Source organism: Kamptonema formosum PCC 10802 (assembly GCF_000332335.1).
In the GTDB taxonomy this organism is placed as follows: Bacteria; Cyanobacteriota; Cyanobacteriia; order Cyanobacteriales; family Oscillatoriaceae; genus Oscillatoria.
Map to the genome: position 1 here is coordinate 5,775,731 of NZ_KB235948.1, position 25,577 is coordinate 5,801,307.

The window sequence follows — 25,577 nt, forward strand, 5'->3', positions numbered from 1 at the left end:
TAGAATTTTCCTGAGGACAATGACACAATCTATCCCGATGCATCGCCCAGCTGGTGCTTCTGACCAGGAGCGAGAACTGCGAGCGCAAGTCTTCACTGCCGTTGAAACTTACTACGAATTCAAATTTAAAACTAGGCAATTTATACCTGGCGATACCTATATCCCTGTTTCCGGAAAGGTTTTTGATGACCGGGAATTGGTGCAGCTGGTTGATTCCTCCCTGGATTTTTGGCTAACCACCGGCAGATATGCCGCTGAGTTCGAGCAGCGATTTGCTGATTGGGTGGGGGTCAAGCACTGTCTGCTGGTCAATTCTGGTTCTTCGGCGAATTTGCTGGCACTGACGGCGCTGACTTCGCCCAAACTGGGAGATAAGCGGCTGCAACCGGGAGATGAGGTGATTACGGTAGCGGCTGGGTTTCCTACCACGGTGAACCCCATCTTTCAAAATCAGCTGGTGCCGGTATTTGTGGATGTCCAGTTTCCTACCTATGACATCGATACTGACCAGCTGGAAGCGGCTTTGTCTGAAAAGACGCGAGCCATCATGATTGCTCATACGCTCGGCAATCCCTTTAATTTAGAGGCAGTGGTGGCTTTCGCTCAAAAACATGACCTCTGGGTAATTGAGGATAACTGCGATGCGGTGGGAAGTCTTTATGCTGGCAAGAAAACCGGCACATTTGGGCACTTGGCTACCGTCAGCTTTTATCCGGCGCACCACATGACGATGGGTGAGGGGGGAGCGGTACTCACCAGCGATACTCGTCTGAAGAAGATTGTGGAGTCATTCCGAGACTGGGGACGAGATTGCTGGTGCGCTCCTGGTGTGGATAACACATGCAATAAGCGGTTTGGCTGGCAGCTAGGAGATTTGCCTTTTGGCTACGATCACAAGTACACCTACTCCCACGTTGGTTACAATTTGAAAATGACCGATATGCAGGCGGCGGTGGGCTGCGCCCAGCTGGATAAGTTGCCTGAATTTGTGGCGAAGCGCCGGCATAATTTTGAGTTTTTGCACCGGCAGCTGCAAGATTTGCAGGATGTGTTAGTGTTGCCGGTGGCGACTCCCAATTCCGAACCCAGCTGGTTTGGCTTCCCCATATTTGTCCGGGAAGACGCTCCCTTTACCCGCAATGAGCTAGTTCGGCATCTGGAGGAGAAACGCATCGGCACCCGACTGTTGTTTGCGGGGAATTTGGTGCGGCAACCGGCTTACAAAGGATTGAACTATCGCGTGGTGGGGGATCTCACTAATTCTGACAGGGTAATGCAAGGCGTCTTCTGGGTTGGGGTGTTTCCTGGCTTGACAGAAGAGATGTTGGCCTATACGGCGTCCACGATTCGAGAGTTTTGTCGCAGTTTTTAGTCGCGGGATAGAACCAGGAATGCAAATCCGTGAGACAAAGATTCCTGGGTGTTACGAAATTACCCCGGATGTCTTCAAAGACGAACGGGGCAGTTTCGTAAAAACCTTTCACCAGGATATCTTCAAGACCCATCAACTTGAAACCAAGTTTGCAGAGGAATACTATTCTGTCTCTCACCGCAATGTTTTGAGAGGTTTGCACTTCCAACTGCCGCCCGAAGCACACACCAAGATGGTATACTGTGTTCAAGGTCAAGTTATTGATGCGGTGGTTGATTTGCGGGTTGGCTCTCCGACTTTCGGCCAGTTCGCTCTGTTCGATTTGAGTGCGGAGAAAGCCAATACGCTCTACATACCGCCCGGGGTGGCGCATGGGTTTTATGTGACCGGCGAAACGGCTATTATGATGTACAAGGTTTCTACGGTTTATTCGCCGGAACACGATACGGGGATTCACTGGGATTCAGTGGGGATACCCTGGCCTTGTACAGAGCCAATCGTCTCGAAGAGGGACAGCAGCTTCGCAGCTTTGTCCGAGTTCAAGAGTCCATTTATTTATTAAGTGATGAAAGCACTGATAATTGGAGCGTCGGGGCTGGTTGGTTCCCATCTCATGCAAGCTTGTCACCGGCGCGGTTGGGACATGGTGGGAACTTATCACAATTTTTCTCAATCTGGATTGATGCGATTGCAACTGACGGATGCTGCCGGTGTGCAGTCGCTCGTGCGGCAGTCTCAGCCAGAGGTGGTGTTCCTGCCGGCTTTTCGCTCAAATGTGGATTACTGCGAGCAACACCCAGATGAGACTTACCAGATTAATGTCGCCGGCAGTTTAAATGTGGCCACAGCGGCTGGTGATGCCGGCGCTCAGCTGGTGTTTTATTCCTCAGATTATGTCTTCAACGGCAGAGGTGGGCCATATCGGGAAGCGGACGAACCAGACCCGATCTGTGCCTACGGTTGGCAGAAGTTGGAAGTAGAGCGGAAAATTTCAAAGTTATTGGAAAACTTCCTGATTCTCCGCGTCACGGTTGTATACGGACATGAGGCGCAAGGCAAGAATTTTGTCAGCCGTCTGGTTAAAACGTTAGAAGGTGGTCAGGTGCTGAAAGTCCCTCAAGATCAGGTAGGTTCTCCGACGCTGGTGGATGATATTGCAGAGGCTAGCTGCCGTCTGGTAGAAGCCGGTGCCACCGGCATTTTTCATGTGGCAGGTCCAGAGCGAATGAGCCGGTATCAGTTTGCAGTGGAGGTGGCGAGAGTGTTTGGGTTGCCGGCAGAGAATATTGTGCCGGTGACGACGGCAGAATTGGGGCAGGCGGCACCGCGTCCACTTGAGGCGGGGATGCTGTGCAGTCGCCTTGTGCAAACTCTTAATTGTAATTTGCGCGGCGTAGTTGAAGGACTGGAGTATCTGAAGCAAAATCAGGCTTATGTCAGCATCTAAGCGGATTGCATTTGCGGTTGGTAGCTCTTGGCTGAGTCGGGCAGTTGCGATTATCGCCAACCTATTTTTGATCCCCATCCTCTTTCGCTACATGGGGAAGGAGGAACTGGGACTCTGGTTTTTACTAGGGAACAGTCAAGCTTTTTTGGGTTTGCTGGGGATGGGGATTGCGCCCACGCTGACGCGGCACATTGCCTTGGCAAAGGGGAAAAGCGGTGCTGACCCAGGGGTAGAGCTGACAGAGGAGAGTAAGCAGCACATTGGGGATTTGGTCGTTACAGGTCGGATCATCCTGCAATGGCTGGCAATAGTTGTGTTTTTTATTGCCTGGGCATCTGGTTATGGCTTGATTGGTCAACTGGAGTTAAAAGAGATATCCCCCCAGACAGTTTTTTGGGCGTGGACGCTGATGTGTGCGGGGTATGCAGTGGGGGTTTGGGTATCGTACCTCAACTGCTGGCTGGCGGGAATTGGATATGTGGGCTGGGATAGCCTGATTGGGACAGTGCTGGCTCTGCTGACTATCTTGGCCAATATTGCAGCAGTGCTGTTGGGGGGTGGGCTGCTGGTGCTGGCAGCGATTTCGGTCGTTAGTAGCCTGGTGCAACGGATTACGATCTTGGAATTCATTCGCTGGCGCAAGCCTGAATTGTTTGGAATTAAGGGCAAGTGGAATACCCGATATGCTAAGGCAATGATCAAGCCCTCTTTCTATTTCTGGTTAACTGCTCTGGGCGCATTTCTTATTTTACGCACCGATGCCTATTTTATTGCTTTACTGAAGGGCACTCAAAATATACCCAGCTATCAAGCGGCGTATTCATTAGTTTCTAATCCTTATCAATTAGCGGTGAGTTTAGGGGGAGCATCAGCAGTTTTTATCAGTCAAGCATGGCAAGCTGGAGACTTAAGCCTGGTTCAGAAAATCACACTCCGCAATGCTCAACTTGGGCTGTCAGTTATGGCAGCAAGTGTGGCTTTTTTGCTAGGCTCAGGCAAGGAGCTAACGGATTTATGGTTGGGTCATGGTAACTTTATTGGCTATAGAGTTTTATTGGTTTTTTGCATCATGCTGACTCTAGAAGCGCAGCATGTGGTTTTAACCCAGAGTTCTCGAGCCACTGAAGATGAAAAGTATGCGCCTTGGGCCTTGACTGCTGGCGTTCTCAATATTGCTTTTACATGGGTTTTAATTAAACCTCTGGGATTGCTCGGGGTGGCAATGGGAACTATGCTGGCTCAAATGCTGACTAATAATTGGTATGCCGTCTACAGACCGATAGAGCGTCTAAAGCTGAACTTTGGAGTTTACTTGCGTCAGGTTGTTTGTTTATGGGTGATTATCTTAGTATCATCTCTAGTTCTCTCCTGGTTACTGAAAAAAGGTCTGGCGCTATCCGGATTCACTTCTGAGTGGTTGGTAGTAGCAGGTACGGCGGCAGTTAGTGGCGGTGTCTTCCTAGTTGTGTTTTGGAAGGCAATTTTAGAAGGGCATCAGAGAGAACGTATCCAGGTAACTCTAGTCAGCTTGGTCACTTTGAAGAATTATCTATGATTAATCTGTTAAAACAAAAGTATCAACCTCAAGAGCAGCCTCGCGATCCTAAGGAGAAGCCAGTCATTGATACTGGCGTACCTTTCGGTGGGAAACATATCCCTTTTTTATCGGTTTGTATACCTACATACAATCGGTCGGAGATGTTGCCAGCAGCCATTGAAAGTGTGCTAGAGCAAGATTTCGATGATTTTGAACTGATTATTTGCGACAATGCTAGCACAGACAATACAGAGGAAGTTGTTAGAAAGTATAGTGACGATCGGCGCCTGCGTTATGTGCGCTATAAAAATCTTGTGAGTATGTATGCAAATCACAATCGCTGTGTGGATTCAGCAAGAGCTGGCTGGATTGTTTTTCTTCACAGTGACGATAAATTAGTGCCCCATGCGCTTCACACAGTTAAAGATTTAATTAATCGTTCCGATCCCCGGACATCCGTAATAGTTTCCCAGGCAAACCATATAAAAGAGCGATTGAATTCATGGGGTGCGCCCTGGGATAAAGAGCAGGATCTATGCTATCCAGAAGCGCTAGATTTATTTATAATTAGCGGGGGGCTCTCTCCTTCTGGAACCGCTTATAGAAAGGTAAAAAGCTTTGATACTATTGCTCAATTTTATGAACAGACAATTACCTCAGATCATTTATATTTAATGAGAGAGCTTCTTGAGTATAACATTATAAAATGGTCTGGCACAAAAACAGTTGAAAGATTAAGACATGTAAACGCATCATCAACGGTTGCAACACGGTATGGCATTAACTGGCATTCTGGATATTCTCTCACTTATAAGCAAGTTAGCAATCACAATAATTTTCAAAATTACATGGGTCATTTAAAGGGGGTTTTTCCATCATGGCCCCAGGAATATCAAATTATTTTTTTAACAAGATTAGCTCAAGCAAACTGTACAAAAACAGTTAAAGAGTTTGAGAAAATAGCCAATTTTAAAGCGCTAATACGCTCGAGAGCATACGGCCATGTATTTTTGCTAAAAATGAATTATACCTTTTATTGGAAGCTGTTAACTTTCTATAAGTCACTTAAATTTTACTTCCAACATTTTGCGCTTTTTTTCGGCTTGAACAAGGGAGGCAATAAAAAATATGAATAACTTAGTCAAAGTTTCCATCATTATAGCAACGTTTAGACGCGGGAATCAACTTCTTACTGTTTTAGGCGATCTGGAGCGTTGCAAACAAGACTGGGTAGAGATAATAGTGGTAGATCAAACGCCCAAAGAGGAATATTCTCAAGAGATTTATAAAAAGCTTCGAGAATTAGAAAATTTAGGTTTATTTAGGTGGATAAATTATCCTAGAAATTATGTATATGAAGCCCGTAATTATGGAGCTGCTGTTAGTCTAGGTGATTTGCTTTGGTGGCTAGATGATGATGTAAGAGTAGGAGCTGATACACTTGAAAAATTAGTAAGCTATTTTAATTCTTACGAAACCCTCTCTGTAGTGCAAGGAAATTTAATTCCGGAAGAACTATTTAACCGAATGCGTGCTATGTACCAAGAGGCTGATTTAACTTTTCAAATTAATAGAGCAACAGAGTGGCTAAACAAAAGTCGCCCTATTCCTGAAAATATAAAAAATAAGCTCCTGAGCCTACCGCCTGAGCTTCAAGCATTTTACTGTGAAACTGGCTTTGCAGAGCCAGTTACTAATTGTGCCTGGATATCGGCTAACAATATGATGGTAAAGCGGGAAGCTTTTGAAGCTATAAATGGTTGGGATGAATACATCCTTAATTATGGAGATCGGAATCTGGGTATTCGTATTTCTAAAGCCAACTTTAAAATTCAGTGGGCACCTGAAGTGTCTATTGTACATTTACAAAACAAAACAGGGGGAAGTCGTATGAGCGATCCGAAAAATCCTATTCGAGGCTGGAGAAGTTGTGTTTCAATTTGGTATTTAGCTTTTAAATATCTCTACTTACATCCGGCAGCATTTGTAAAATTTGGCATATACAAAGCGGCCAGATACTCTTTTCTTTTGAAGCGAAATAGCGCCAGTTTATTGCTGCTAATAAGGAACTCAATTTCCTATATTATATCAGCTTTTATTGGACTTTATTGGAGCTGGAATAAGCCTCTATCCTCTTATAATAAATGGAGGGCTGAGTATTTGAATAATCAATGCAAAACTCTGCCAATGCCAGTACCATTGAAACGCTGTCCAGAATGAATAATAAGTCGGTATTCTATAGAGTGTATCTATTAAAAAAAGATTAAAATCAGGAAGCGTCAGGAATGCAGATCAGATAATAGAAGGACTTGCCCCATGTTAAGAGTGAGTGTATGAATCGCAAAGCCTACCCTACTGACCTCAGCGATCAGCAGTGGGAACTTATCGCCCCTCTGTTGCCAGCGGCTTGCATCGGAAACGGCTCAAGGCCGCAATGCTACCTCATTCAGTCACTGCAACTAAGTCATTGGTGATTACAGCCATCTCTGAGTAATTTTTCCGGATGGGCTACCGCAGACTCCGTATGTATTACTAGGTAGCTCCCCTCACAGGCACAAGCCTTAACTCAATGGAAAATCTGATGCACTCTATAGTAACGGGTTGTGCGGGCTTTATCGGTTCTAATCTCTGTGATCGCCTCTTGGCAGAAGGTCAACAAGTTATCGGTATCGATTGCTTTACAGACTATTACCCGAGACACATCAAGCAAGCCAACATGGCTCAAGCTTTGCAGCATCCTCACTTCCAATTTATCAATCAAGATATCCTGGATTTAAATTGGATTGAACTGCTGAATGGATGTCAAGTGGCGTTTCACCAGGCTGCTCAGGCAGGCGTGCGGTCAAGTTGGGGAAGTAAGTTCGCTGAGTATACCCGGAACAATATCGAAGCAACTCAAGTCATTCTAGAAGCAGCAAAAGACAGTCCAAGTCTTGAGCGGTTAGTTATCGCTTCCACCTCTTCAGTTTATGGCGATGCTGAAACCATGCCAACCCCAGAAACCGCCTGTCCGAAACCCGTTTCTCCCTATGGCATCACTAAACTGGCGGCAGAGCGATTGGCCAGCTTGTACCACAAAAACTTTGGGGTGCCGGTGGTGATGTTGCGATATTTTACAGTCTACGGTCCCAGACAGCGACCTGAAATGGCTTTCTCCAAATTCATTCGCGCCATCAGCCAGCAGCAACCCATTGAACTGTATGGAGATGGTGAACAAAGCCGAGACTTTACCTTTATATCAGATGTGATAGAAGCTAATTTAAAAGCCGCTCAATTTCCTAATACCGAAGGTGAAATCTTTAACATTGGTGGGGGTTGCCGGGTGAGTTTGCGCGATGCCATTGAGCAAATCGCCGCGATTATTGGCCAGCCAGCACATTATGTAGAGAGGCAACCCCAAGCAGGAGATGCTAGACACACCAGTGCTGATATTACAAAGGCGCAAAAAATATTGGGCTACGAGCCCCAGGTGGATCTAGAGACTGGATTGACTAAACAGATATACAGCTGCAAAAATTATGAATAAGTTTATAGCTGTTCAAATGGGCGCACGGCGCAACTATGCAGTGCCTAGCCTCTTAGAAGAAGCAGGAATGCTGGAAGCTTTTTATACAGATTTATGCGCGAATGCAGGACTAGGAGCTGTAGCATCTCAACTATTCCTGAATTGGTTAAAAGGCAATTTAATCAATAATTTATTAGGTCGCCAACTGCCTCCTAATTTACTCAATAAAACTTACAGCTCTGCTATTCCTAGCCTGCTATATTTCCTGCGCAAGCAGTTAGCTGGACATCATCCAGATCGGGCCGCACGAGCAATGGGTAAGTTCAATACTGAATTTGGTAATGATTTGATCGCGCATGGAATCGGAGAAGCAACCCATCTCTACACTATGCTGGGAGAGGGTACTCCCTTTCTGAGATTTGCTAAGGAGAAAGGGCTGACTACAGTTACAGAATTCTTTATCATCTTAAACGCTCACTATATTGTCAAAAGTGAGCGAGAAAGATTGCCCGAATTTGAACCTGAGCCTAATGAGAGCTTAGTAGAGGAAGCTTTTTCCTGGCTGAGGGAAGTTTGTTCCTTGACTGACTGGGGAATCGCTCCATCAGAAGCAGTTCGTCAAGACTTAGTGCTGAATTTTGGCATTCCCGCTCATCGGTGTTTTGTAGTTCCCTACGCGGTCAGTTATTCTTGGTTTCATCTGGAAAATACTCCCAGGAAGGGTCAGATATTATTTGTGGGAACTGCTGGGCTCCGCAAGGGGATTCACATTTTAGGCATGGCAGCTCAGAAGTTGAACCATCGCAAGTACGAATTTCGCGTGGCTGGCGATGTTTCTGAGATTGTGCGTCGGAATAGTCTCACCCATAATCTCAACTTTCTGGGTCGAGTTCCTAGAACGGAAATCAAGCAAGAGTACGCTCAAGCAGATATTTTCGTTTTACCGAGTTTAGCAGAGGGGTCAGCAGAGGTTACTTACGAAGCGCTGGCAGCCGGCATACCTGTGATTACTACTGAAGCGGCTGGATCAGTAGTGCGAGATGGCATCGATGGATTCATTGTGCCAGAGCGAGATGCAGGGGCACTAGCCGAGCGTATAGAAGAACTGGTGGAGAATCGAGAATTGCGCCATCGCATGGCTGCTGCCGCTAGAGAACGCGCCAAGGACTACACCTGGGACAAGTATGCGGAGCGATTATTAGCTGTTTTTCAAAGTGTGTGAGCTTCAAATGAAAACCGATCCATTTGCTATCAAACAGTATTATAAGTGGCATCTTAAAAGACTGGCTTTCACTGCGAAGGCTAGACTGATTGAATGGGAAGCTCGGCGGAACTTTCAGAAATACGCCTTGCCGGAAAAGGTGATTCCCAATCTCCCTTCCGCTCCCGATGCCGATTACTCGAACACCGCTGTCACACCTGTGCAGATGCAGCATCTTTTACATGCTTTATCGGCCACTGAGCATCTGAAAGATACAGTTGTAGTTGAGGTGGGTTGCTATCGCGGAGTGACAACTAAAATTTTAGCGAACTCGACATCCCGTAAGGTAATTGCCGTCGCTCCTTATATTGGCTATGGAGGTAGCGATGAGGACTACCGCCATTTTCAATAAAACATTGCTGGTTTACCAAATGTCATCCACGAGCGTGTAACTTCAGGAGAAGCAGTCAGAACTTGGCAGTATGGCTCTGTCAGCCTTGCTTTCATTGATGCAGTTCACTATTATGTGAATACGGCGTTTGACATTCATGCGGGTGGTGCTGCAAAGTAAGGATACAGGAATGTGCTTCACTTCTGTAAAGAAAGATTATGAGGATGGATGAAATACAAAATTGCCCCAAGATGATTCGAGAGTTTTTTAGAAAAAGCCAGAGTTTTTTAAACTAATCTTGACACTCTTTGCCTCAGGGTATTGTTAAACCGTTATATATAGGAAGTCTTGCCGGTTTCTTTCCCTACTGCTTTGTGCCGACTTTGAGGAAAAACTCTGGAATAAGCACTCCAAAAATCTGTGTAACTAATAGCGCATTGGCGATAAACTGGTGGGAGAGAATCCCAAAGAGCTTTAGCATCGGCTTCATCTCTGCTCCCAATATATACTCCTACAATCTCCTTGGTAAACACATCAATGGCCAGCCAGACCTACTGTTTGTTGCCCTTCTGGACTACAAATGACCACATTTCATCGCATTAAATTGTTAGCTTGCCCTTGTTTTTTGACTTGACTTGAACCTGTCTGGTAACTGAGGCAAATTTTTGATTGATATAGTATTGCAGCCACCGGAGAGACACTCCCGTGACTCGGGCAATTCCAGCTAAAGATATTTTCTCTAATAAAAGCTTATCTATCAAGGCTTTGGTTTCTTCTGTAATAGGTTGATGTCTGGGGGGGTGAACAAACTGTTTGCCACATCCTCTACATTTAAAGTTTTTCTTACCACTATGAGTCAGGCCATTTTTAACGATGTTTTCAGAACCGCAGCGCGCACAATTCATAAAATTAAAGTGTTCTGGCGAGAGCTAGCATTATAGCACGCATGTCCTTGCAGCACTACCTGCGTGGTTATTACTGATGGATAAAGGCAGTATTTTAGCGATGCCCGACACGGATCAAGTTTGTTTTGCTGGGACTGGGAAAGTAGTTTTTGAGGCTTGTGCTGCTTTACCTGCAGTTACGGTATTCGGTCACACAACTACTCGGTCTTTGTTGATTAAAAGTTGAGCCAAAGGTAAGAAATCTCTCATTATTCGCTATGCTGCGCTCTTCGATGATGCCGATGCTGGTTCAGAAAATATTAGAATAAGGGCTAAATTCATAATGTCTCTTTTGACAGATTTTTTGTTGCCTAGACTGCTGCCTAGTTATTTAGACTTTACAAAAATAGGCAAATCGGTTAGAGGGAATTTTCACAGCTTTACATAAAATTTTAAATTTCTTTTCTGGAACAGCCAGGGCGATCTAAAATTTGCTGACACGATAGAACACTGCTCTTCGATTGACCGAATCTGTATTCGACGAATGCTAGCAGATTTCCGAGAGCTGCCGTCTGATAAATTTCGGTGGCTTATGTGAACAGATTGTTACTTTTTTCGCAGCGCGCAATAGATAATTCCCTATACTTGTAATTCTAATCATGAGCGGAAATTTTTGTACATGATTGATAACCACACTACCGGCGGGAAACCCTATCGTTTGAGGTACTACAGGCCAGAGATTTTAGGTGGCCTACACGGAGATTTTTATTGCCTTGCTCCAGGAGTTACTTTACAAGCCGAATCAATCAAGTCATGTCTTAAGTAGATGATTGGCCCCTCTATCGAAGATATCTGCCTGATTTACCTAAAGGTCTTAAACAAATGGTTTTTTCCTGCGAACAGCAGGCAGCTAGTATGTTGCTGGGTCAATATCCGGCTAAAATGCTTCCTCCTCTTTTCTACAATCATATGGGTTCCTAAACTAACCAGTTATTTTACATATTAAAAAGCCGTTGCTGATGCCGCGTAAAGTACCCGCTGGTATCATGGATCTGATGAAAGATATCTGTAAATGCCTGGGTAAAAATTTTAAAAGTGGACAAAACACAAAAAGCCGAACTCCATAAAATGAAGCATCACAGGCAACTTAAACATGTGCTGTGATAATTAACAGGTTACTGGAAAATCATCTAATTTTTCACGCTCAATGAATAAACCAATCCCACCCCAACTTACTGGCCATAAAAATTCGTTAGTCATTCGCTACAGCGCTTTGTTTGATGGTAGCAGCGAGAACCCCAAGGATATCCAGCGGATGGCTCAACTTGTTTTTTCTTTGCTAAGTCTTAAGCTTTTTGTCCTTCCCTATGCTGGTGCCTGCTCTATAATTATTTATACCTTAGATAAGTATATACCCCCGCTGAAAAAAAACCTTGATAGTCTCAGTATAGCCAACTATGATTTTTATATTTTGGACAGCCCCTCAGATATAGATTTTGCAGAAAGCCTTGAGAATTGCTCGGAAGTAGACAGGATTTGTGTCCGCAGAATGCTGGCAGATTTTAGAGTGCTGCCTGTAGACAGCTTTAGATTGCTTTTAGGTAATGATATTTATTTTTTTTCTCCGCCTCAAGAAATAATAAGCTGGACTTTTAATTTGAATCCTAGCGTTAATGTTCTATATATGATAGATGATTTTTTCTTTAAGGAGCAGCCTTACAAATTAAGGTATTACAGGCCAGAAATTTTAGGCGGTTTGCTTGGGGATTTTTACTGTATAGCTCCTGGGGTCAGTCTCGAACGCACATCGATCGTGTCATGCCTGAGATTGATTGATGATTGGCCTCCGTACCGGCGATGGATTCCAGAGCTACCCAGACACATGACAAAAATGGTTCATGCGTGCGAGCAACAAGCAGCAGCTATGCTGCTAGGGCAGTTTGTCGGTAAAGCTCTGCCATCTTCTCTATACAATAATTATGTACCCCGTAAAAATTGTGTCGTTCTACATACAGGCCATCCGTGGCTAAATATTTCTTTAGGTCAGATACCTCCAGAACTTGCCAGTCAAGTGTTAGAGGTTTGGAAGCAGCTAGGTTATCATCATATTCTTGAAGCTGCAAAACCTATCCAGATTAACAGGGCAACCCGCCTCTACAGGGAAATTAAGCAGTTCCTGTGGCGGAGATATAGGAGATAGTGTGCCTTTTAGTGAATTAACCAGCAAATGCGAATAGCGATCGCCACTCCCTACGACACTAAACTCCGCGCCGGTGGCGGAGCAGTGATTGTTCGCTACCTGATGGAAGCGTTGCAAGCAAATGGGATCGAAGTCCTTCTCTGGCTCTGCCGCGATTACCCGGCACCCATTCAGGTAAAGCCCTTGGAAGGTTCCCCTGATCGCAGGGACTGGGAATTTATCGGTTTACCGCCCCAGACAGCTTTCCGTCTCGATCGCCTCGCTCCCGATCAATTCCAGCAGCTTTACCAGCAAGTGCGGGACTTGCAAGCGCAACAGCCTGTCGATGCCTTGCTCATCTTTAACGCCCTCACCCCGGGCCTTTGGCTGATGGAACTGGCTCAAGCACTGGGGATTCCCTATATCCTCACCCTGCTGGACTACAGCTTTCTTTGTCCAAAATTCAATCGCATTAACCAGCACGGTAACTTCTGCCAAGGAGAAATCCCTGAGTCCACCTGCCTAAACTGTGCAGTTGCTCACCTGCCACCGGCCAAACGTCCTGTCTTCCAGCTGCTGCGGCTTGTGCCCGATTCTTTGCGCTCAACTGCAGGCAGGAACCTGCGTCCTTTATTTCCAGCTTACGGACGCTATCATGCCGGTTCGCTGTCTGCCCGCTTGATGCGGCGACAAGATATGAAAGATTTGTTTGCCCGGGCAGCAGCAGTGGTGTACCAATCTCCCACCATGCAAACCCAGTTTCATCAGGCTGGCTGGCAACACCCCAACGAATTTATTGAGTGCTATGGCGTACCAACTGCCGCCAGTCAAGTCAAGTCTGTGACCCATCTCGATCCAGTGGTGCAGTTTGTCTACCTTTCTCGACCCACGCGGGAATGGGGGATAGAATTTCTGCTTCAAACTTGGGCGACCTACTGTGCTGACAAAGACGATCGCAAATTAACGGTTCTGAGTCCAGGCATTTCGACTTTACTGGCACAACATCCAGAATGGCAGACTTTACCCAACGTCGAATTTTCTGGAGAAACAATTCAAGGTCGAGTGGCTAAGTTTCACGCTTGCTTCCACATCCTGATTCTACCAGCGCAGTGGCAAGGGATTGTGGCGCTGACTGCCCTTGAGGCTTTGGCTCACGGCACTGCTGTGATTGAACCCGATCTGGGAGGTCTGCCGGCATACTTTGCCAACTCTCCGGAAAGCTTAGGGTTGACCGTGTATGAATGGGGCGATGCAGAAAGTTTGGCAGCGTGCATCAGCAGTTTGTGCGCTGAGCGCACAAGGCTAAAAAGCCTGATGGATAAGACTCAGCAGGTGCGCTTGCTTGAAGAGTGGGGAAACACATACCTTAAGCTCTTCAAAGAAGCTCCTCAACTATATAGTAATAAAAAAATATTTGATTAACTCGATCGCTTTGGAGGTTGCATGAAAGTTATCCATATTTGCCAGCGCGACGACCCATCTACTGGTGGAGCCGTGCGAGTCGCAGTTGAGTTGGTCAAGCGTTTGCCCAAATACGGCATTGATGCTCGCTTATTATTTCTCTATGGCGATCGCGGCCCTTTTAGCACTCTGCTTGGAAATCGCTGCGATTATTTGGGGCTGAGCAACTCCCGAGATGTCTTTCGTTTTCCTCATTTGCTACAGTATATTAGCCAGCAACAGCCCAACATTGTTCACCATCACGATGACCTCCTCTGGCCTCAATTGCTAACCCTGCACCATCCGCACTACAAAAAAATTATTCACGCTCATGGCGGTGGGACTGCTAAACCACAACCGCTGAAAACTCGTTTGCTGTATGCCGGCCAACGCTATTCAACCGATGCAGTTGCCTGCATTACCCAGGAAGCTCAGGCAAGTCAACATATAAATGTGGGGTTTGCCAAAGATATCCTCCATGTTATTTCCAATGGCGTTGACCTGAACCATTACACCCCACTTTTACGAGAAGAAAAGTATTGTGCCCGTCAAACCTTAGCTTTACCCCAAGATGCTCCAATTGTAGGATTTGTGGGACGGTTGCACAACGCTATGAAGGGAGCCGACGATTTTCTGCGCGTCATCGCTGCCCTTCCCTCGGAATTTTGGGGGCTGATAGCTGGCAGCGGCCCGGATCTAGAAAATCTGAAACACCAAGCACAGACGTTGAAGATTGCTGAGCGCATTTGCTTTGCCGGTTTGTTGAGCGATCCGCTGATTGCCTACCAAGCAATGGATGTATTCTGTCTCACCTCTCGCCACGAACCTTTCGGCCTGACAATCCTGGAAGCAATGGCCTGCAACGTGCCGGTTGTGGGCTTTCGCTGCCCGGGAGGTTCTGGTGAAATCTTAACCCCTACTACCGGCGCAGTCATCGAAAACCGGGATATCCATCAGATGGCAGATGCCATTAAATCTGCCTGTCGCCAAGACCCACCCTGGCCAGAGAGTACCATTGCCGCCCGCAGTGCCCTCGAAACCTGCTATAGCTGGGAAGTCTCCGCTCAGCTTCTGGCTAACCTGTATCGTTCCTTAGTGTGAGAGCAAAATCTGGAATTATGGCTCATCGAGCTGTCGCAGCTATCGGCGACCCCAACGATATCAATTGTTGGAGCAATATCCCTTACTTCTTCCTACAGGCGGGGAAACGGGCAGACTTCTTGAATACCGGACTTGCCCTCAACCCCAAACGGCAAAAGCCACAACGGCTGCTCTGGAACTTAGCCGCCCCCCTGCGCGGCGAACGTCCAGGGGGCTTTCAATACACTCGCCGCGCCAATGAAGCCCTGCTCAATCAAGCCGAGTTGAGTGATATCGGTGAAATCATCAGCCACTTTCAGCTATTCCCACCCTACGAGCTTTGCCACAAAAAAAGCATCCCCTTTTCCCACTACATAGACTTCCCACTGCCTTGCCTGTTTGACGACTACAGCATTGCCAAAACGATTGGCCATCGCACAGCTCAGTATGCCCTAGCCCGTGAACGCGAGCAGTACGCCGCTGCTCGCTATGTTATCTGCATGTCTCCCTGGGCGGCTCGTCAAGTCATCGAGCGATGTGATGTCCCAGCTCATAAAGTCCACGCCATCATCCCAGGGGCTAACTTGCCCGAGTCCGCCTTCCCCACCCACAATTCAGAACTCCCAGAACTAGATGCCCCCCCGGATGGTAAGCGCATCCCCCTCCGCATTGCCTTTGTTGGCAAAGTTCCCCTCCGTAAGGGATTAGACCGACTCCTTGAAGGTGCGCGCCTCCTGCGACAGCGCCATTATAAAACCATTATCCGCGTCATCGGTCCGCGTGAGAATCTCTTTCCTCACGATCCTGAAGTTGAACATCTAGGCTTTATCAACAAACTCCACGAACCTCTCCGCTTAGTTAAGGAACTGCAAAACTGTCACATCGGGGCACTCCCCTCCTATCAAGAAGCTTTTGGCATTGCTGCCCTAGAATACCTCCGCTGTGGGCTACCGGCCCTGATTACCAAAACCGGCGGACTTGGTGACAGTATACCCCCCGAGTGCGGCCTGATTCTGCCAGATAACTGCACCGGCGCTGACATTGCCGATGTCCTTGAGAACTTGCTCAACAATCCAGACCAGTTCCAGAAACTCAGGCAAAATGCCCGCCGCAAAGCCCCCTACGCTTCCTGGGAGCGAACCATCCAGGACTTTCAGCGTCTGTGGGAGTCAGGTTAGCGGGCTGCACACTGCTGATAACCCGCTTTGGCCATTATATTGAAGTCATGAGTAATTGCCGCAATCTCTGAGCCGGTTCGTCCTGATAGACTCCTAGAGTTCCTGTATCACTAGGTATTACTTCTAAATTCTCAGCTCGACCTTTCCAGTCCAGGGCTGGACTGGTCTAACTTGTTGCTACAAGTTCCAAAACTATATGGTTGACGTTTATTTGTGGCTATTCATTGCCATTTGCACGGGGCTGCTATGCTGGGGAATGACTCGACCCGATCGGATTTATCAATATCCCTTCTTCATGGGTGCAATTTTTCTCTCCTTTATCCTGCCTCAGGCGATCTCTCTGATAAACAACCCGGGGCCGGTGAGTCAAGAAGCGCTAGAAAGAGTTTTACTCATGTCATGTCTCTGTGCGGGGATGTGCTGGCTGGGCTATCAATTTCCACTCAGCACAAATTTTATCAAAAGAATTGACATCTCACTTGAGGGAGATCGGCTTTTGAGAGGCGGCATTTTTTTTGTTCTCATAGGGTATATATTCTCTTTTTTGATTTCGCGATTGCCCGAATCCGCAACAGAAAACAGCCAGTGGACTGGTCCGGTAACAATTTATGCTTTTTTTGCCGGCTTAATATATCCCGGGCTGACGATTATTTTGTCATCTACACTAAATCGTCCAAGCAAGTTTAAAATTATTTTAACAATATTGGCTGCTTGGATACCTCTTCAAACCATTATTTTTTTTGGACGCCGCCAAACTGCTGCGACTTTCATCCTTACAATAGGTCTTTGCCTTTACTATTACCGCCAATCGGTTCCTCCCAGATGGATTGCTATTGTTGCTATCTTGGGGGCTTTAATTATCATACCTCTTACAAACGACTATCGGGCAATTGCTGGCAAGGGCCAGTGGGATCAGTTGCTGGAATTGCGCCCCGTAGAAACTTTAAATAATTTAGTAGAAGAAGGAAAAGTGTTGGAACTTAGAAATGCCGCTATTTTAATAGACGCTACTGTAAAAACAGGTCAGTACGGTTATGGGGCAGATTATTGGAACTCTCTAATTTTTCGTTTCATTCCAGGACAGCTAATAGGAAAAAAAATTAAAAAAGCACTTCAAATTAAAAAAGAATATGGGGATTTATCCTTACTGTATAGCTACAGAATACCTACGGGTTCTACTCCCACAGGAATAGCAGATTCGTTTATCCAGTTTGATTACCTAGGATGCCTATTTTTTGGCCTTGTAGCCTATTTATTTAAAAATTTATGGTTTTCTGCCATTTACAGGCAGAGCGTGGCCGCCCAACTCTTTTATGTCAGCCTCACCAGTCCAGCAATGGTATCTCTTACTCACGGAACAGTCAGATTTACTTCTGACCTGGTATTTTACAGCATTTTCATAGGTTCGTTAGTTTTATATTCGTCGCAAAAAACAGTAAAATAATATAATTATGAAAAAGATAGCCCTGCTATTTAGCCATTACGGGCCCTATCATTTAGCCCGAATAGAATCCCTCTTTAATCGCTGCCAAGAAAGCCAGTGGGAAGTAGTAGGAATTGAGCTAGCTCGCTCCGAAGGCGAATATCCTTGGAAAACTCAGCTCACCAACTTCCCTTTCCCTATAGTGTCTTTATTCAAAGATCGGGATCTCGAGAAAACTAGGCTTGACCAGTTAATTTGGCACCTCTATGTTACGCTTTCTCAAATTCAGCCAGACATTTTAGCCATTTCTGGATATTTCAGACCGACTATGATAGGGGCTCTTATTTGGTGCATATTTAAACGCAAAATTGCTATTGTTTTTTCTGACTCAAAAGAAGATGACTCACGCCGCTTTTTGCTGAGAGAGACTCTCAAGGCTTGGATATTAAAATGTTTCCACTCTGCGGTTGTAGCTGGGCGACCTCACAAGCATTATTTTATAAAATTAGGCATGCCGGCAAAAGCCATTTTTTTGGGTTATGACGTAGTAGGAAATGCCCAGTACCATCCGGAAAGGATTCGATTTCTACCTCAGCCTCTTGACCAGCCATTTTTTTTAACAGTCAGTCGCTTTATTTTGAAAAAAAATCTTTTATTTCTTATTTTATCCTACGCAGCCTATCGTCGGACTGTAGGCTCTGATGCCTGGGATTTAGTTCTTTGTGGTGATGGTTCACTTCGCTCACAGATTGAACAATATATTGCTGAGCTTGGCTTAAAAGATGTCGTTCACCTACCTGGCTTTCTTCAGCAAGATGAACTCTTACCTTACTTCGCCCATGCTCGCTGCTTTATCCACGCCAGCATTCAGGAGCAGTGGGGTCTGGTGGTCAATGAAGCGATGGCAGCTGGTTTGCCCGTGCTAGTCTCGGACCGCTGTGGCTGTTTTGAGGATTTGGTCGTTGAAGGTGTTAACGGTTTTGGTTTCGATCCAGAAAATAGCCAACAGCTGACGGAGTTGATGGTCAAAATCAGTTCAGGAGAAATTGACCTGGAAAAGATGGGTCAAGCGGCACTTGAACACATACAGAAATTCTCCCCAGATTACTTTGCTCAAGGCTTGATGCAAGCAGTTGAGTATGCTTTGGCACATCGTTAAGTTGCTTATGAATATTTTAATTATCATTCCCGCTCTAGGAAGCGTTTATGGTGGCCCTTCCAAAAGTGTCGTTGAGCTAGCTCAAGCACTCGGCAGGCAGGGTATCAGCGTTGACATCGTAACCACCAACGCTAATGGCTCTTCCAGCCTAGATGTTCCGCTTCATACATGGATCGCTGAAACATATTACCGCATTCAATACTTTCCTTACTGGTGGCTGAACGACTATAAATTCAGCTGGCCTTTAACTAAATGGCTATTCCAGCATGTAGCTGATTATAATTTGGTACACACTAACGCTATCTTTTCTTCCTGTATTTTGCCCGCTTACTGGGCCTGTCAATGGCATCATGTCCCATATATCATAACCCCTCGCGGTATGTTAGAGCCTTGGGCGCTCTCCTATAAGGCTTGGAAAAAGGCCTTTTACTATGCCCTATTTGAAAAGCCAGCTCTGAACCGTGCCGGTGCCATACAAATGCTCGCTTCTACTGAGGCAGAAGGTGCTAAACCACTTAATCTCAAGCCCCCCATAGTCATTGCTCCCAATGGAATTCACCGACAAGACTTTGAAACTCTACCAGACCCAGAGCTTTTTTATCAGAAGTTTCCGGACACTCGCCATAAAACGCTGATTATCTTTCTAGGCCGGCTCGATCCGAAAAAAGGGCTGGACTTGCTTGCACCTGCTTTTGCTAAAGTACACGCCCAGTTTCCTCAAACCCATCTCGCGATTGCCGGTCCCGACAACATCGGATTTCTCCCGACTGCTCAGGGTTACTTTGCTGAAGCTGGATGTCTAAATTCTGTCACTTTCACCGGCATGCTCACCGGCTCCCTCAAATATGCGGCTCTTGCTGCCGCCAGTATCTACGTTGCTCCTTCCTATTCTGAAGGCTTCAGTATGTCTGTATTAGAAGGCATGGCATCAGGACTTCCTTGTGTCATTACCACTGGCTGTAATTTTCCGGAAGCAGCAGCAGCTCAAGCTGCCCATGTGGTTAGTATTAATGCTGGTGAACTTGCCGGTGCTCTAATTCAGTGTTTGAGCACCCCTCAGGAAGCAAAAGCAATGGGCGATCGCGCCCGTAAGCTAATATTTGAAAGCTACACTTGGGAGCGGATTTCCTCAAATATGGTTGAGGCGTACATAGCTATTCTAAAGGGGCAGCATGTCCCTGAAGTTTGTTAAATTATGAAAGCAAGTTTTAGGCAGGACGATTTTCTATACACAGACAATCATTCAGCACACCACCACGCATATTTAATATCTCCCTTACTGGAAATGCTATCTCAAAAACCGCTCTCCAGCCAGCAAAAGCTGCGGGTTTTGGATCTTGGCTGTGGCAATGGCAGTCTGAGCCACCTGGTCGCACAGCAAGGGTATGAGGTTGTTGGCGTTGAACAGTCCGAAAGTGGTGTGGCACTTGCTCGCCAGAGTTTTCCCGATTGCCATTTCATCCAAGGTAGCATCTATGACTTGCCCCCTGCGGAATTAACACATAGTTTTGATCCCGTAATATCTGTTGAAGTTATAGAGCATCTGCTGTATCCGAGAGAATTATTAAAAGCAGCTAAAAGTTTTTTGAAGCCCGGGGGCCGTTTCATTATCACAACTCCGTATCACGGCTACTTAAAAAATCTTGCACTAGCCCTCACAGGCAAAATGGACTGTCACTACACAGTTCTTTGGGATGGGGGCCATATCAAGTTTTTTTCTGTCAAAACTTTAACGACTTTACTTAAACAAGAAGGATACAGAGATATCCATTTAAATTTTGCGGGTGGTGTGCCCTATCTCTGGAAGTCCATGTTGTGTTCCTGTTATGTCAAAGACAGGGAAAGTTAAGAGGAGCTTAAATTCGATGCTAGAAGTCATCACTCCTCTCATCCTCACCTTCAATGAAGCGCCCAATATTGGCCGCACTCTCCAGAGCCTTACTTGGGCCAAGAGGATCGTAGTCATTGACAGCTACAGTACTGACATAACCCTAGCCATCCTGCAATCCTACCCTCAAGTCCAGCTATTTCAACGTCAGTTCGACACCCACGCAAATCAGTGGAATTACGGTTTACAAAAGATTACATCGGATTGGGTGCTATCACTGGATGCAGACTACACTCTCACTGATGAGTTAATTGCTGAAATCGAAGCCCTACCAAAAGAATCGGTAGTAGATGGCTACTTTGTCAGGTTTAAATATTGTATTTTTGGCAAACCGCTGCGCGGTACATTGCTCCCCCCTCGCCAAGTCCTCTTCAGAAGGGAGAAAGCGGTTTATATCGATGACGGACACACACAACTGCTGCAGGTGGATGGAAAGTCTGGCATGCTTTCCTCCTACATCTATCATGACGACCGCAAGCCCCTGAGCCGGTGGCTGTGGGCGCAAGACCGCTATATGATTATCGAAGCGAAGAAATTACTGGAGACTCCGGCTAGTGAACTCAGTTTTGGCGACCGTATCCGCCGGCAAAAAATTCTGGCTCCTTTTGTAATCCTGTTCTACTGCTTAATCCTCAAAGGAGGAATCTTCGATGGCTGGGCCGGCTGGTATTACGCTTTCCAGCGAACTCTCGCTGAACTTATTTTATCGATTCGTTTGATAGAACAAGACAAATTACAAAAATCTTTGCCTCAATAAGGCGATCGCCTCCCGCATTAAGTGCGATGGCGACCGCCTGGTTTTAAGCCTCTGGCTCAGCTCCCAACGCTCGCAACTGAGCCGCCAGACGCTCAGCTCGCCGGCGCTCTTGTTCCAGTCGTTCCTCCGCCTGTTCAGCTCGCCGGCGCTCTCGTTCGGCCATTTCCTGCGCCTCAATTCGCGCCTGAGTTTCCTGCTGCAGCGCCCGCACTAGCTCATCAGGAATCAGCAGTTTCTCCCCCGTATCCTCCCGGTAAAATCCTATCAGTTTTTCCTCCACCTCTAAGCGCAGCTGCAACGGCTCACTCCGTTTATCTGTAATTGCTTGGTAGGTTTCTCCTTGGAGCCGATACCCGCGCAATTTTTCCTCTATCCACTCCCCTTCAGGGTCAAACAGCCAGTATTCCCGCACCTTTAACTGTTCGTACAGAGTCTTTTTAAATACTTGGTCTTGGTCTTGAGTCCCTTTGGAAGTCATCTCAAAAATCACCGAAGGGACTTGTCCTTCTTCCCAAATTTTGTAATTATCCCGTCCTCCAGGCGTCACGTCAAAAATAACCATCACGTCCGGGGCCACTCGCAAGGAAGGAAAGCCCTGAGAATAGTAGAGAAACTGGTTGGCTAGAACAGTGGCCTGACGCCCCGCTAGGTATTGTTTCAGGACTTCCAAGGTAGTGAGCATGGCGTAGAGGTGATCGTAAGTTTCGGCCACAGGTTCACCATCCTCACTGGGGTAGAAAATTTCCGATTGTTGGGCTGTGGGCAAAATAGCGGTCATGGTCGCACAGCAAGTTGAGTGACAACTCTATGCTAAATCTTTTCCAACCGGCTTGCCGGCTTTGAAAATCCTGTTTTGTCGAATCTGGGGTGAAATAAGGAGTGTTCTTAGCGCCAGCAGACGCTGGCGCTGCTTCCCGTAAGGGGCGTCATATCATGTCCGCTTGATTGCCGAAATTTGAAGAAGCAGCTATGCACCGGCACTTATCGCCTCTCGAAAGCGCCGGCGTCCTAGCGCGTATCCCAGAAATCGCCTCAACTCCACACTTAAACCCCATGCATCTAGACCACTACACCACCGGCACCTACACCCCCGGCGCTCGCCTCTGCAAACAACTCCTCTGGTACTTTCTCGGAGATCCGCTGGTTCGCAGCCAAATCCTCCCCTTTTCCGCCCTCAAAGTCTGGATTCTCCGCCGTTTCGGCGCTCAAATTGGACAAAAGGTGCGGATTAAACCGGGCGTGCGAGTCAAATTCCCCTGGCGGCTGATCGTGGGCGACTGTGTTTGGATTGGCGAAGACACCTGGATTGACAACCTCGCCACCGTTACCCTGGAAAGCCACGTCTGCATTTCTCAGGATGTCTATCTGTGCACCGGCAACCACGACTGGAGCCATCCTCACTTCCAGCTCATCCCAGCTGAAATTCACATCGAAGAAGGCAGCTGGATCGCCGCTCGCGCCGCCATTGGCCCAGGCGTCACGGTGGGCAGAGGTGCTGTCCTCACTCTGGGCGGCGTCGCCGGTCGCTGCCTCGAGCCGATGACTATCTACTCAGGCAATCCAGCTCAACCTGTCAAAAAGCGCATAATTACAAAATTTTAAGGCAAATTTACCTCAACAGCATGGCGTAGCAGAGATTTTCTCCCGCTCCACCCAGAAGTCCGGATGTCAGTAGCTATCTCTGTAGAGGGGAAAGGAAATTCACTGCCAGATATCTACCATGCTCGGGTTCTTCGAGAAATGGATACCAAAGCCCACTCTAACCAAAGTGAAAACTTTACAAGAGAGCAACGGACACAGCGCCGACCGGCAGCAGCCCGTTAAATTGTCGATCGTCACGCAGTTTTATCCGCCGGACTATGCCGCAACCGGCCAGTTTATTCAGGAGCTAGCCACTCAGCTGGAACGGCAAGGCATGCACATCCACATCTTCACCGGCCAACCCGGGTATGCCTTCCAAACAGATGCCGCTCCACCGCTGGAATTTTCCGAGAAAATCTTAATTCGGCGAACGCGCACATCTCGTATGTGGCCCAAGCGGATTCGCGGCAGAGCCTTAAATGGACTCATGTTTTGTCTGCGTTCCGGCTTGCATTTACTCAAAGCTTGCTGGCGGGGAGATATTTTGCTGATCACCACCGAGCCCCCCTACTTGCCGGTGCTGGGGTTATTAGCTAATATATGCTTTAATGTCCCCTATGTTTGCCTGCTCTACGATTTATATCCCGATGCGGCAGTCGAGCTAAAAGTCATCCACCCTAAACATTTTATCGTTCGGTTCTGGGATACCCTCAACAGATGGATTTGGAAACGGTCACAGGCAGCGATCGTCCTCAGCTCCACGATGCGAGATCGCGTCGCAGCCAAATGTCCCGAGATTAAAGACAAGATTTCCGTCATTCACAGCTGGGCAGATGCCGACTGGATCAAACCCATTGACAAGAAAGATAATTGGTTCGCACGACAGCACAATCTAGCTGACAAATTTACGGTTCTATACTCTGGCAACATGGGCCGATGTCATGACATGGATACCATTCTAGATGCAGCTGAATATCTGCAAAATGACCCCATTCAGTTTGTCTTCATTGGGGCGGGTGCGAAGCGGCAATTTTGTATAGATAGAGTTCGCGAATCTGGCTTAAAAAACTGCATTTTTTTGCCCTATCAAGACAAAGAAACTCTCCCCTACTCGCTGACTGCTGCTGACTTGTCTTTAGTCAGCATTAGTCCCGGACTGGAAGGTGTGATTGCCCCCAGCAAGCTTTACGGCATCTTAGCAGCTGGGCGTCCCGTTGCAGCCATCTGTGAGAAACATTCGTATTTACGTCAGCTTTTGACTGATGGCAAATGCGGTGCGGCCTTCAATAATGGAGATGGAAAAAGTCTGGCGGATTATATTCGCTTTCTTGCTGCAGATCCGCAGCTAGCAGCTCATATGGGCAAGGCGGGCCGGCGCTACCTCATGTCCCACTTTACCCCGGAAATTATTGCCCAGCAGTACGCGCAGGTCTTGAACCCCCTTGCGAAATCCAGAACTCAGAATTCAGCAGACAGAATTCAGCCGAAAAAAACATTCCTAACTCCTGACTCCTGAGTGCTGACTCCTCTGCAACAGCTGCTCGATCTGTGTGACAGGCATTATCAGATATAATAAAACGCCAGGGCTGAGGAAAGAATTGAGCAGATCCCTGCCGTGGGTGCTTTGCCATTTGGGTTCGGACGATACGAAGTCAGCGGTCACAGCCTCTCACTCGGTAGCGACAGAACGGATGGCCGGGTGCGCTCGGAGTGGCCAAAGCAGACTGTCGCCGGTTATCGCGACCGCCAAAATCTATGAAAGCAAATTGCCGGTCTTAATTGCGCAGCACCACCGGCAATTTGGCAGCTTTATCTTTGGCGCTCTGGGAAATATGTCAATTGGCCGTGTCATTCCTTGGGTTACCAGAAACCCGGTTTCTTTAAGAAACCGGGTTTCTTAATGTTCGCGTAAACCCGCCCCTAATTGACCGCTTTGAGGGTGGCCTGCACACTGGCATCTCCCTGAATCATCGGCATTTTGTGAGCGGGAGCGGTGGGAGTCCCGCGTGCGCCGGCATCTGACGGGCATTTTTTCAATTGGAAAAACCTAAAAGCCTGTTCCACAATAGTAGTCAGTTCTTCATCTGTGCGGACAGCAACTGCTACTCCCATGACTTACCATGTAATTTACGACGGCAATTGCAACCTGTGCGTCACGCTGGTGCAGCTGCTGGAAAGCTTAGATAAGGGGGAGCGGTTTACCTACATCCCCATGCAAGACGAACCGGCTCTCAGTGACTTTGGCATCACCCCCTCTGACTGCGAGCTGGGCATGATTTTGATTGACGCCGGTGCCCCCGATCGCCGATGGCAAGGCAGTGACGCCGCTGAGGAGATTGGGCGCTTGCTGCCTTTGGGCAGCGTGTTTGTGGCAGCCTATCGGGCCCTGCCCGGGCTGAAGTGGGCAGGCGACCGCGTCTACGAACAGATTCGCGACCACCGGTACGCTTTGTTCGGCAAGCGCTCTGCTGCTTATCGCTCTGTTTACCCATCCTGCTGCAGCTTAACGAAACGGGCTAGAGGCTAGGGCTAAGGTGCGTGAAGGGCTGTAGGGG

24 protein-coding genes and 1 pseudogene are annotated in these 25,577 nt (G+C 47.2%); 22 read left to right on the forward strand and 3 right to left on the reverse strand.

Annotated features, from left to right (window positions below; translation table 11 throughout):
* The first annotated feature begins 19 nt into the window (after nucleotides 1-19).
* The 9 genes from rfbH (at nucleotide 20) to OSC10802_RS0125455 (ending at nucleotide 9,474) form a co-directional block, all read left to right on the forward strand.
* Nucleotides 20-1,372 (forward strand): lipopolysaccharide biosynthesis protein RfbH, encoded by a 1,353-nt coding sequence (gene rfbH, locus OSC10802_RS0125415; protein WP_026098796.1) that lies wholly within the window; start codon nucleotides 20-22, stop codon nucleotides 1,370-1,372.
* A gap of 19 nt (nucleotides 1,373-1,391) precedes the next feature.
* Nucleotides 1,392-1,934: a dTDP-4-dehydrorhamnose 3,5-epimerase gene (gene rfbC, locus OSC10802_RS0125420; protein ID WP_017719593.1), complete on the forward strand. Its 543-nt coding sequence runs from the start codon at nucleotides 1,392-1,394 to the stop codon at nucleotides 1,932-1,934.
* A gap of 3 nt (nucleotides 1,935-1,937) precedes the next feature.
* Nucleotides 1,938-2,819 (forward strand): SDR family oxidoreductase, encoded by an 882-nt coding sequence (locus tag OSC10802_RS0125425; RefSeq protein ID WP_017719594.1) that lies wholly within the window; start codon nucleotides 1,938-1,940, stop codon nucleotides 2,817-2,819.
* Nucleotides 2,806-4,374: a lipopolysaccharide biosynthesis protein gene (locus OSC10802_RS0125430; RefSeq protein WP_017719595.1), complete on the forward strand. Its 1,569-nt coding sequence runs from the start codon at nucleotides 2,806-2,808 to the stop codon at nucleotides 4,372-4,374. The genes OSC10802_RS0125425 and OSC10802_RS0125430 overlap by 14 nt, the downstream gene beginning before the upstream one ends.
* Nucleotides 4,371-5,492, forward strand: a complete 1,122-nt coding sequence (locus OSC10802_RS44820; RefSeq protein ID WP_071593352.1) for a glycosyltransferase family 2 protein — start codon at nucleotides 4,371-4,373, stop codon at nucleotides 5,490-5,492. Before OSC10802_RS0125430 ends, OSC10802_RS44820 begins: the two co-directional genes overlap by 4 nt.
* Nucleotides 5,485-6,576, forward strand: a complete 1,092-nt coding sequence (locus OSC10802_RS0125440; protein ID WP_017719597.1) for a glycosyltransferase family 2 protein — start codon at nucleotides 5,485-5,487, stop codon at nucleotides 6,574-6,576. Before OSC10802_RS44820 ends, OSC10802_RS0125440 begins: the two co-directional genes overlap by 8 nt.
* A 349-nt stretch (nucleotides 6,577-6,925) precedes the next feature.
* Complete coding sequence (locus tag OSC10802_RS0125445) at nucleotides 6,926-7,882, forward strand: NAD-dependent epimerase/dehydratase family protein (protein WP_017719598.1); 957 nt, start codon at nucleotides 6,926-6,928, stop codon at nucleotides 7,880-7,882.
* Nucleotides 7,875-9,083, forward strand: coding sequence for a glycosyltransferase family 4 protein (locus OSC10802_RS0125450; protein ID WP_017719599.1), 1,209 nt, complete (start codon nucleotides 7,875-7,877; stop codon nucleotides 9,081-9,083). Before OSC10802_RS0125445 ends, OSC10802_RS0125450 begins: the two co-directional genes overlap by 8 nt.
* Before the next feature lie 7 nt (nucleotides 9,084-9,090).
* Nucleotides 9,091-9,474 (forward strand): hypothetical protein, encoded by a 384-nt coding sequence (locus OSC10802_RS0125455; protein WP_017719600.1) that lies wholly within the window; start codon nucleotides 9,091-9,093, stop codon nucleotides 9,472-9,474.
* Between the two features lie 176 nt (nucleotides 9,475-9,650).
* On the opposite strand, the pseudogene OSC10802_RS47920 reads toward OSC10802_RS0125455, so the two are convergent.
* Nucleotides 9,651-10,358: pseudogene (locus OSC10802_RS47920) on the reverse strand (IS1 family transposase).
* A gap of 1,186 nt (nucleotides 10,359-11,544) precedes the next feature.
* Here OSC10802_RS47920 and OSC10802_RS0125470 point away from each other — a divergent pair.
* The 9 genes from OSC10802_RS0125470 (at nucleotide 11,545) to OSC10802_RS0125510 (ending at nucleotide 21,441) form a co-directional block, all read left to right on the forward strand.
* Nucleotides 11,545-12,537 (forward strand): hypothetical protein, encoded by a 993-nt coding sequence (locus OSC10802_RS0125470; protein ID WP_017719603.1) that lies wholly within the window; start codon nucleotides 11,545-11,547, stop codon nucleotides 12,535-12,537.
* Nucleotides 12,538-12,564: 27 nt separating this feature from the next.
* Nucleotides 12,565-13,938 (forward strand): glycosyltransferase family 4 protein, encoded by a 1,374-nt coding sequence (locus OSC10802_RS0125475; protein WP_017719604.1) that lies wholly within the window; start codon nucleotides 12,565-12,567, stop codon nucleotides 13,936-13,938.
* 21 nt (nucleotides 13,939-13,959) lie between these two features.
* Complete coding sequence (locus tag OSC10802_RS44825; protein ID WP_017719605.1) at nucleotides 13,960-15,057, forward strand: glycosyltransferase family 4 protein; 1,098 nt, start codon at nucleotides 13,960-13,962, stop codon at nucleotides 15,055-15,057.
* A 17-nt stretch (nucleotides 15,058-15,074) separates the two neighbouring features.
* Nucleotides 15,075-16,214: a glycosyltransferase family 4 protein gene (locus tag OSC10802_RS0125485; RefSeq protein ID WP_017719606.1), complete on the forward strand. Its 1,140-nt coding sequence runs from the start codon at nucleotides 15,075-15,077 to the stop codon at nucleotides 16,212-16,214.
* A 196-nt stretch (nucleotides 16,215-16,410) separates the two neighbouring features.
* Nucleotides 16,411-17,658 carry a hypothetical protein gene (locus tag OSC10802_RS41770; RefSeq protein ID WP_017719607.1) on the forward strand — a complete coding sequence of 416 codons (1,248 nt, stop codon included), beginning with the start codon at nucleotides 16,411-16,413 and terminating at the stop codon, nucleotides 17,656-17,658.
* A 7-nt stretch (nucleotides 17,659-17,665) separates the two neighbouring features.
* Nucleotides 17,666-18,796, forward strand: a complete 1,131-nt coding sequence (locus OSC10802_RS0125495) for a glycosyltransferase (RefSeq protein ID WP_017719608.1) — start codon at nucleotides 17,666-17,668, stop codon at nucleotides 18,794-18,796.
* A 7-nt stretch (nucleotides 18,797-18,803) separates the two neighbouring features.
* The gene (locus OSC10802_RS0125500) at nucleotides 18,804-19,988 is read left to right on the forward strand and encodes a glycosyltransferase (RefSeq protein WP_044171559.1); all 1,185 of its coding nucleotides are present in this window, start codon (nucleotides 18,804-18,806) and stop codon (nucleotides 19,986-19,988) included.
* 3 nt (nucleotides 19,989-19,991) lie between these two features.
* Complete coding sequence (locus OSC10802_RS0125505) at nucleotides 19,992-20,645, forward strand: class I SAM-dependent methyltransferase (RefSeq protein ID WP_017719610.1); 654 nt, start codon at nucleotides 19,992-19,994, stop codon at nucleotides 20,643-20,645.
* A 16-nt stretch (nucleotides 20,646-20,661) separates the two neighbouring features.
* Nucleotides 20,662-21,441, forward strand: a complete 780-nt coding sequence (locus OSC10802_RS0125510; protein ID WP_017719611.1) for a glycosyltransferase family 2 protein — start codon at nucleotides 20,662-20,664, stop codon at nucleotides 21,439-21,441.
* Nucleotides 21,442-21,484: 43 nt separating this feature from the next.
* Here the strand turns inward: OSC10802_RS0125510 and OSC10802_RS0125515 are convergent, their stop codons facing one another.
* Entirely contained in the window at nucleotides 21,485-22,219 is a 735-nt protein-coding gene (locus OSC10802_RS0125515) for a Uma2 family endonuclease (RefSeq protein ID WP_017719612.1), read from the reverse strand.
* A 191-nt stretch (nucleotides 22,220-22,410) separates the two neighbouring features.
* On the opposite strand from OSC10802_RS0125515, the gene OSC10802_RS0125520 reads away from it, so the two are divergent.
* From OSC10802_RS0125520 to OSC10802_RS51035, 3 genes are all read left to right on the forward strand, one after another.
* Nucleotides 22,411-23,043 carry a WcaF family extracellular polysaccharide biosynthesis acetyltransferase gene (locus OSC10802_RS0125520; protein WP_232731753.1) on the forward strand — a complete coding sequence of 211 codons (633 nt, stop codon included), beginning with the start codon at nucleotides 22,411-22,413 and terminating at the stop codon, nucleotides 23,041-23,043.
* A gap of 166 nt (nucleotides 23,044-23,209) precedes the next feature.
* The gene (locus tag OSC10802_RS0125525) at nucleotides 23,210-24,538 is read left to right on the forward strand and encodes a glycosyltransferase family 4 protein (protein ID WP_044171562.1); all 1,329 of its coding nucleotides are present in this window, start codon (nucleotides 23,210-23,212) and stop codon (nucleotides 24,536-24,538) included.
* 99 nt (nucleotides 24,539-24,637) lie between these two features.
* The gene (locus tag OSC10802_RS51035) at nucleotides 24,638-24,781 is read left to right on the forward strand and encodes a hypothetical protein (protein WP_155968371.1); all 144 of its coding nucleotides are present in this window, start codon (nucleotides 24,638-24,640) and stop codon (nucleotides 24,779-24,781) included.
* 161 nt (nucleotides 24,782-24,942) lie between these two features.
* Here the strand turns inward: OSC10802_RS51035 and OSC10802_RS0125535 are convergent, their stop codons facing one another.
* Entirely contained in the window at nucleotides 24,943-25,134 is a 192-nt protein-coding gene (locus OSC10802_RS0125535) for a hypothetical protein (protein ID WP_017719616.1), read from the reverse strand.
* Here OSC10802_RS0125535 and OSC10802_RS0125540 point away from each other — a divergent pair.
* A complete protein-coding gene (locus tag OSC10802_RS0125540; RefSeq protein WP_017719617.1) occupies nucleotides 25,133-25,549 on the forward strand; it encodes a thiol-disulfide oxidoreductase DCC family protein in 417 nt (138 codons plus the stop codon). The genes OSC10802_RS0125535 and OSC10802_RS0125540 overlap by 2 nt on opposite strands.
* Nucleotides 25,550-25,577 lie beyond the last annotated feature (28 nt).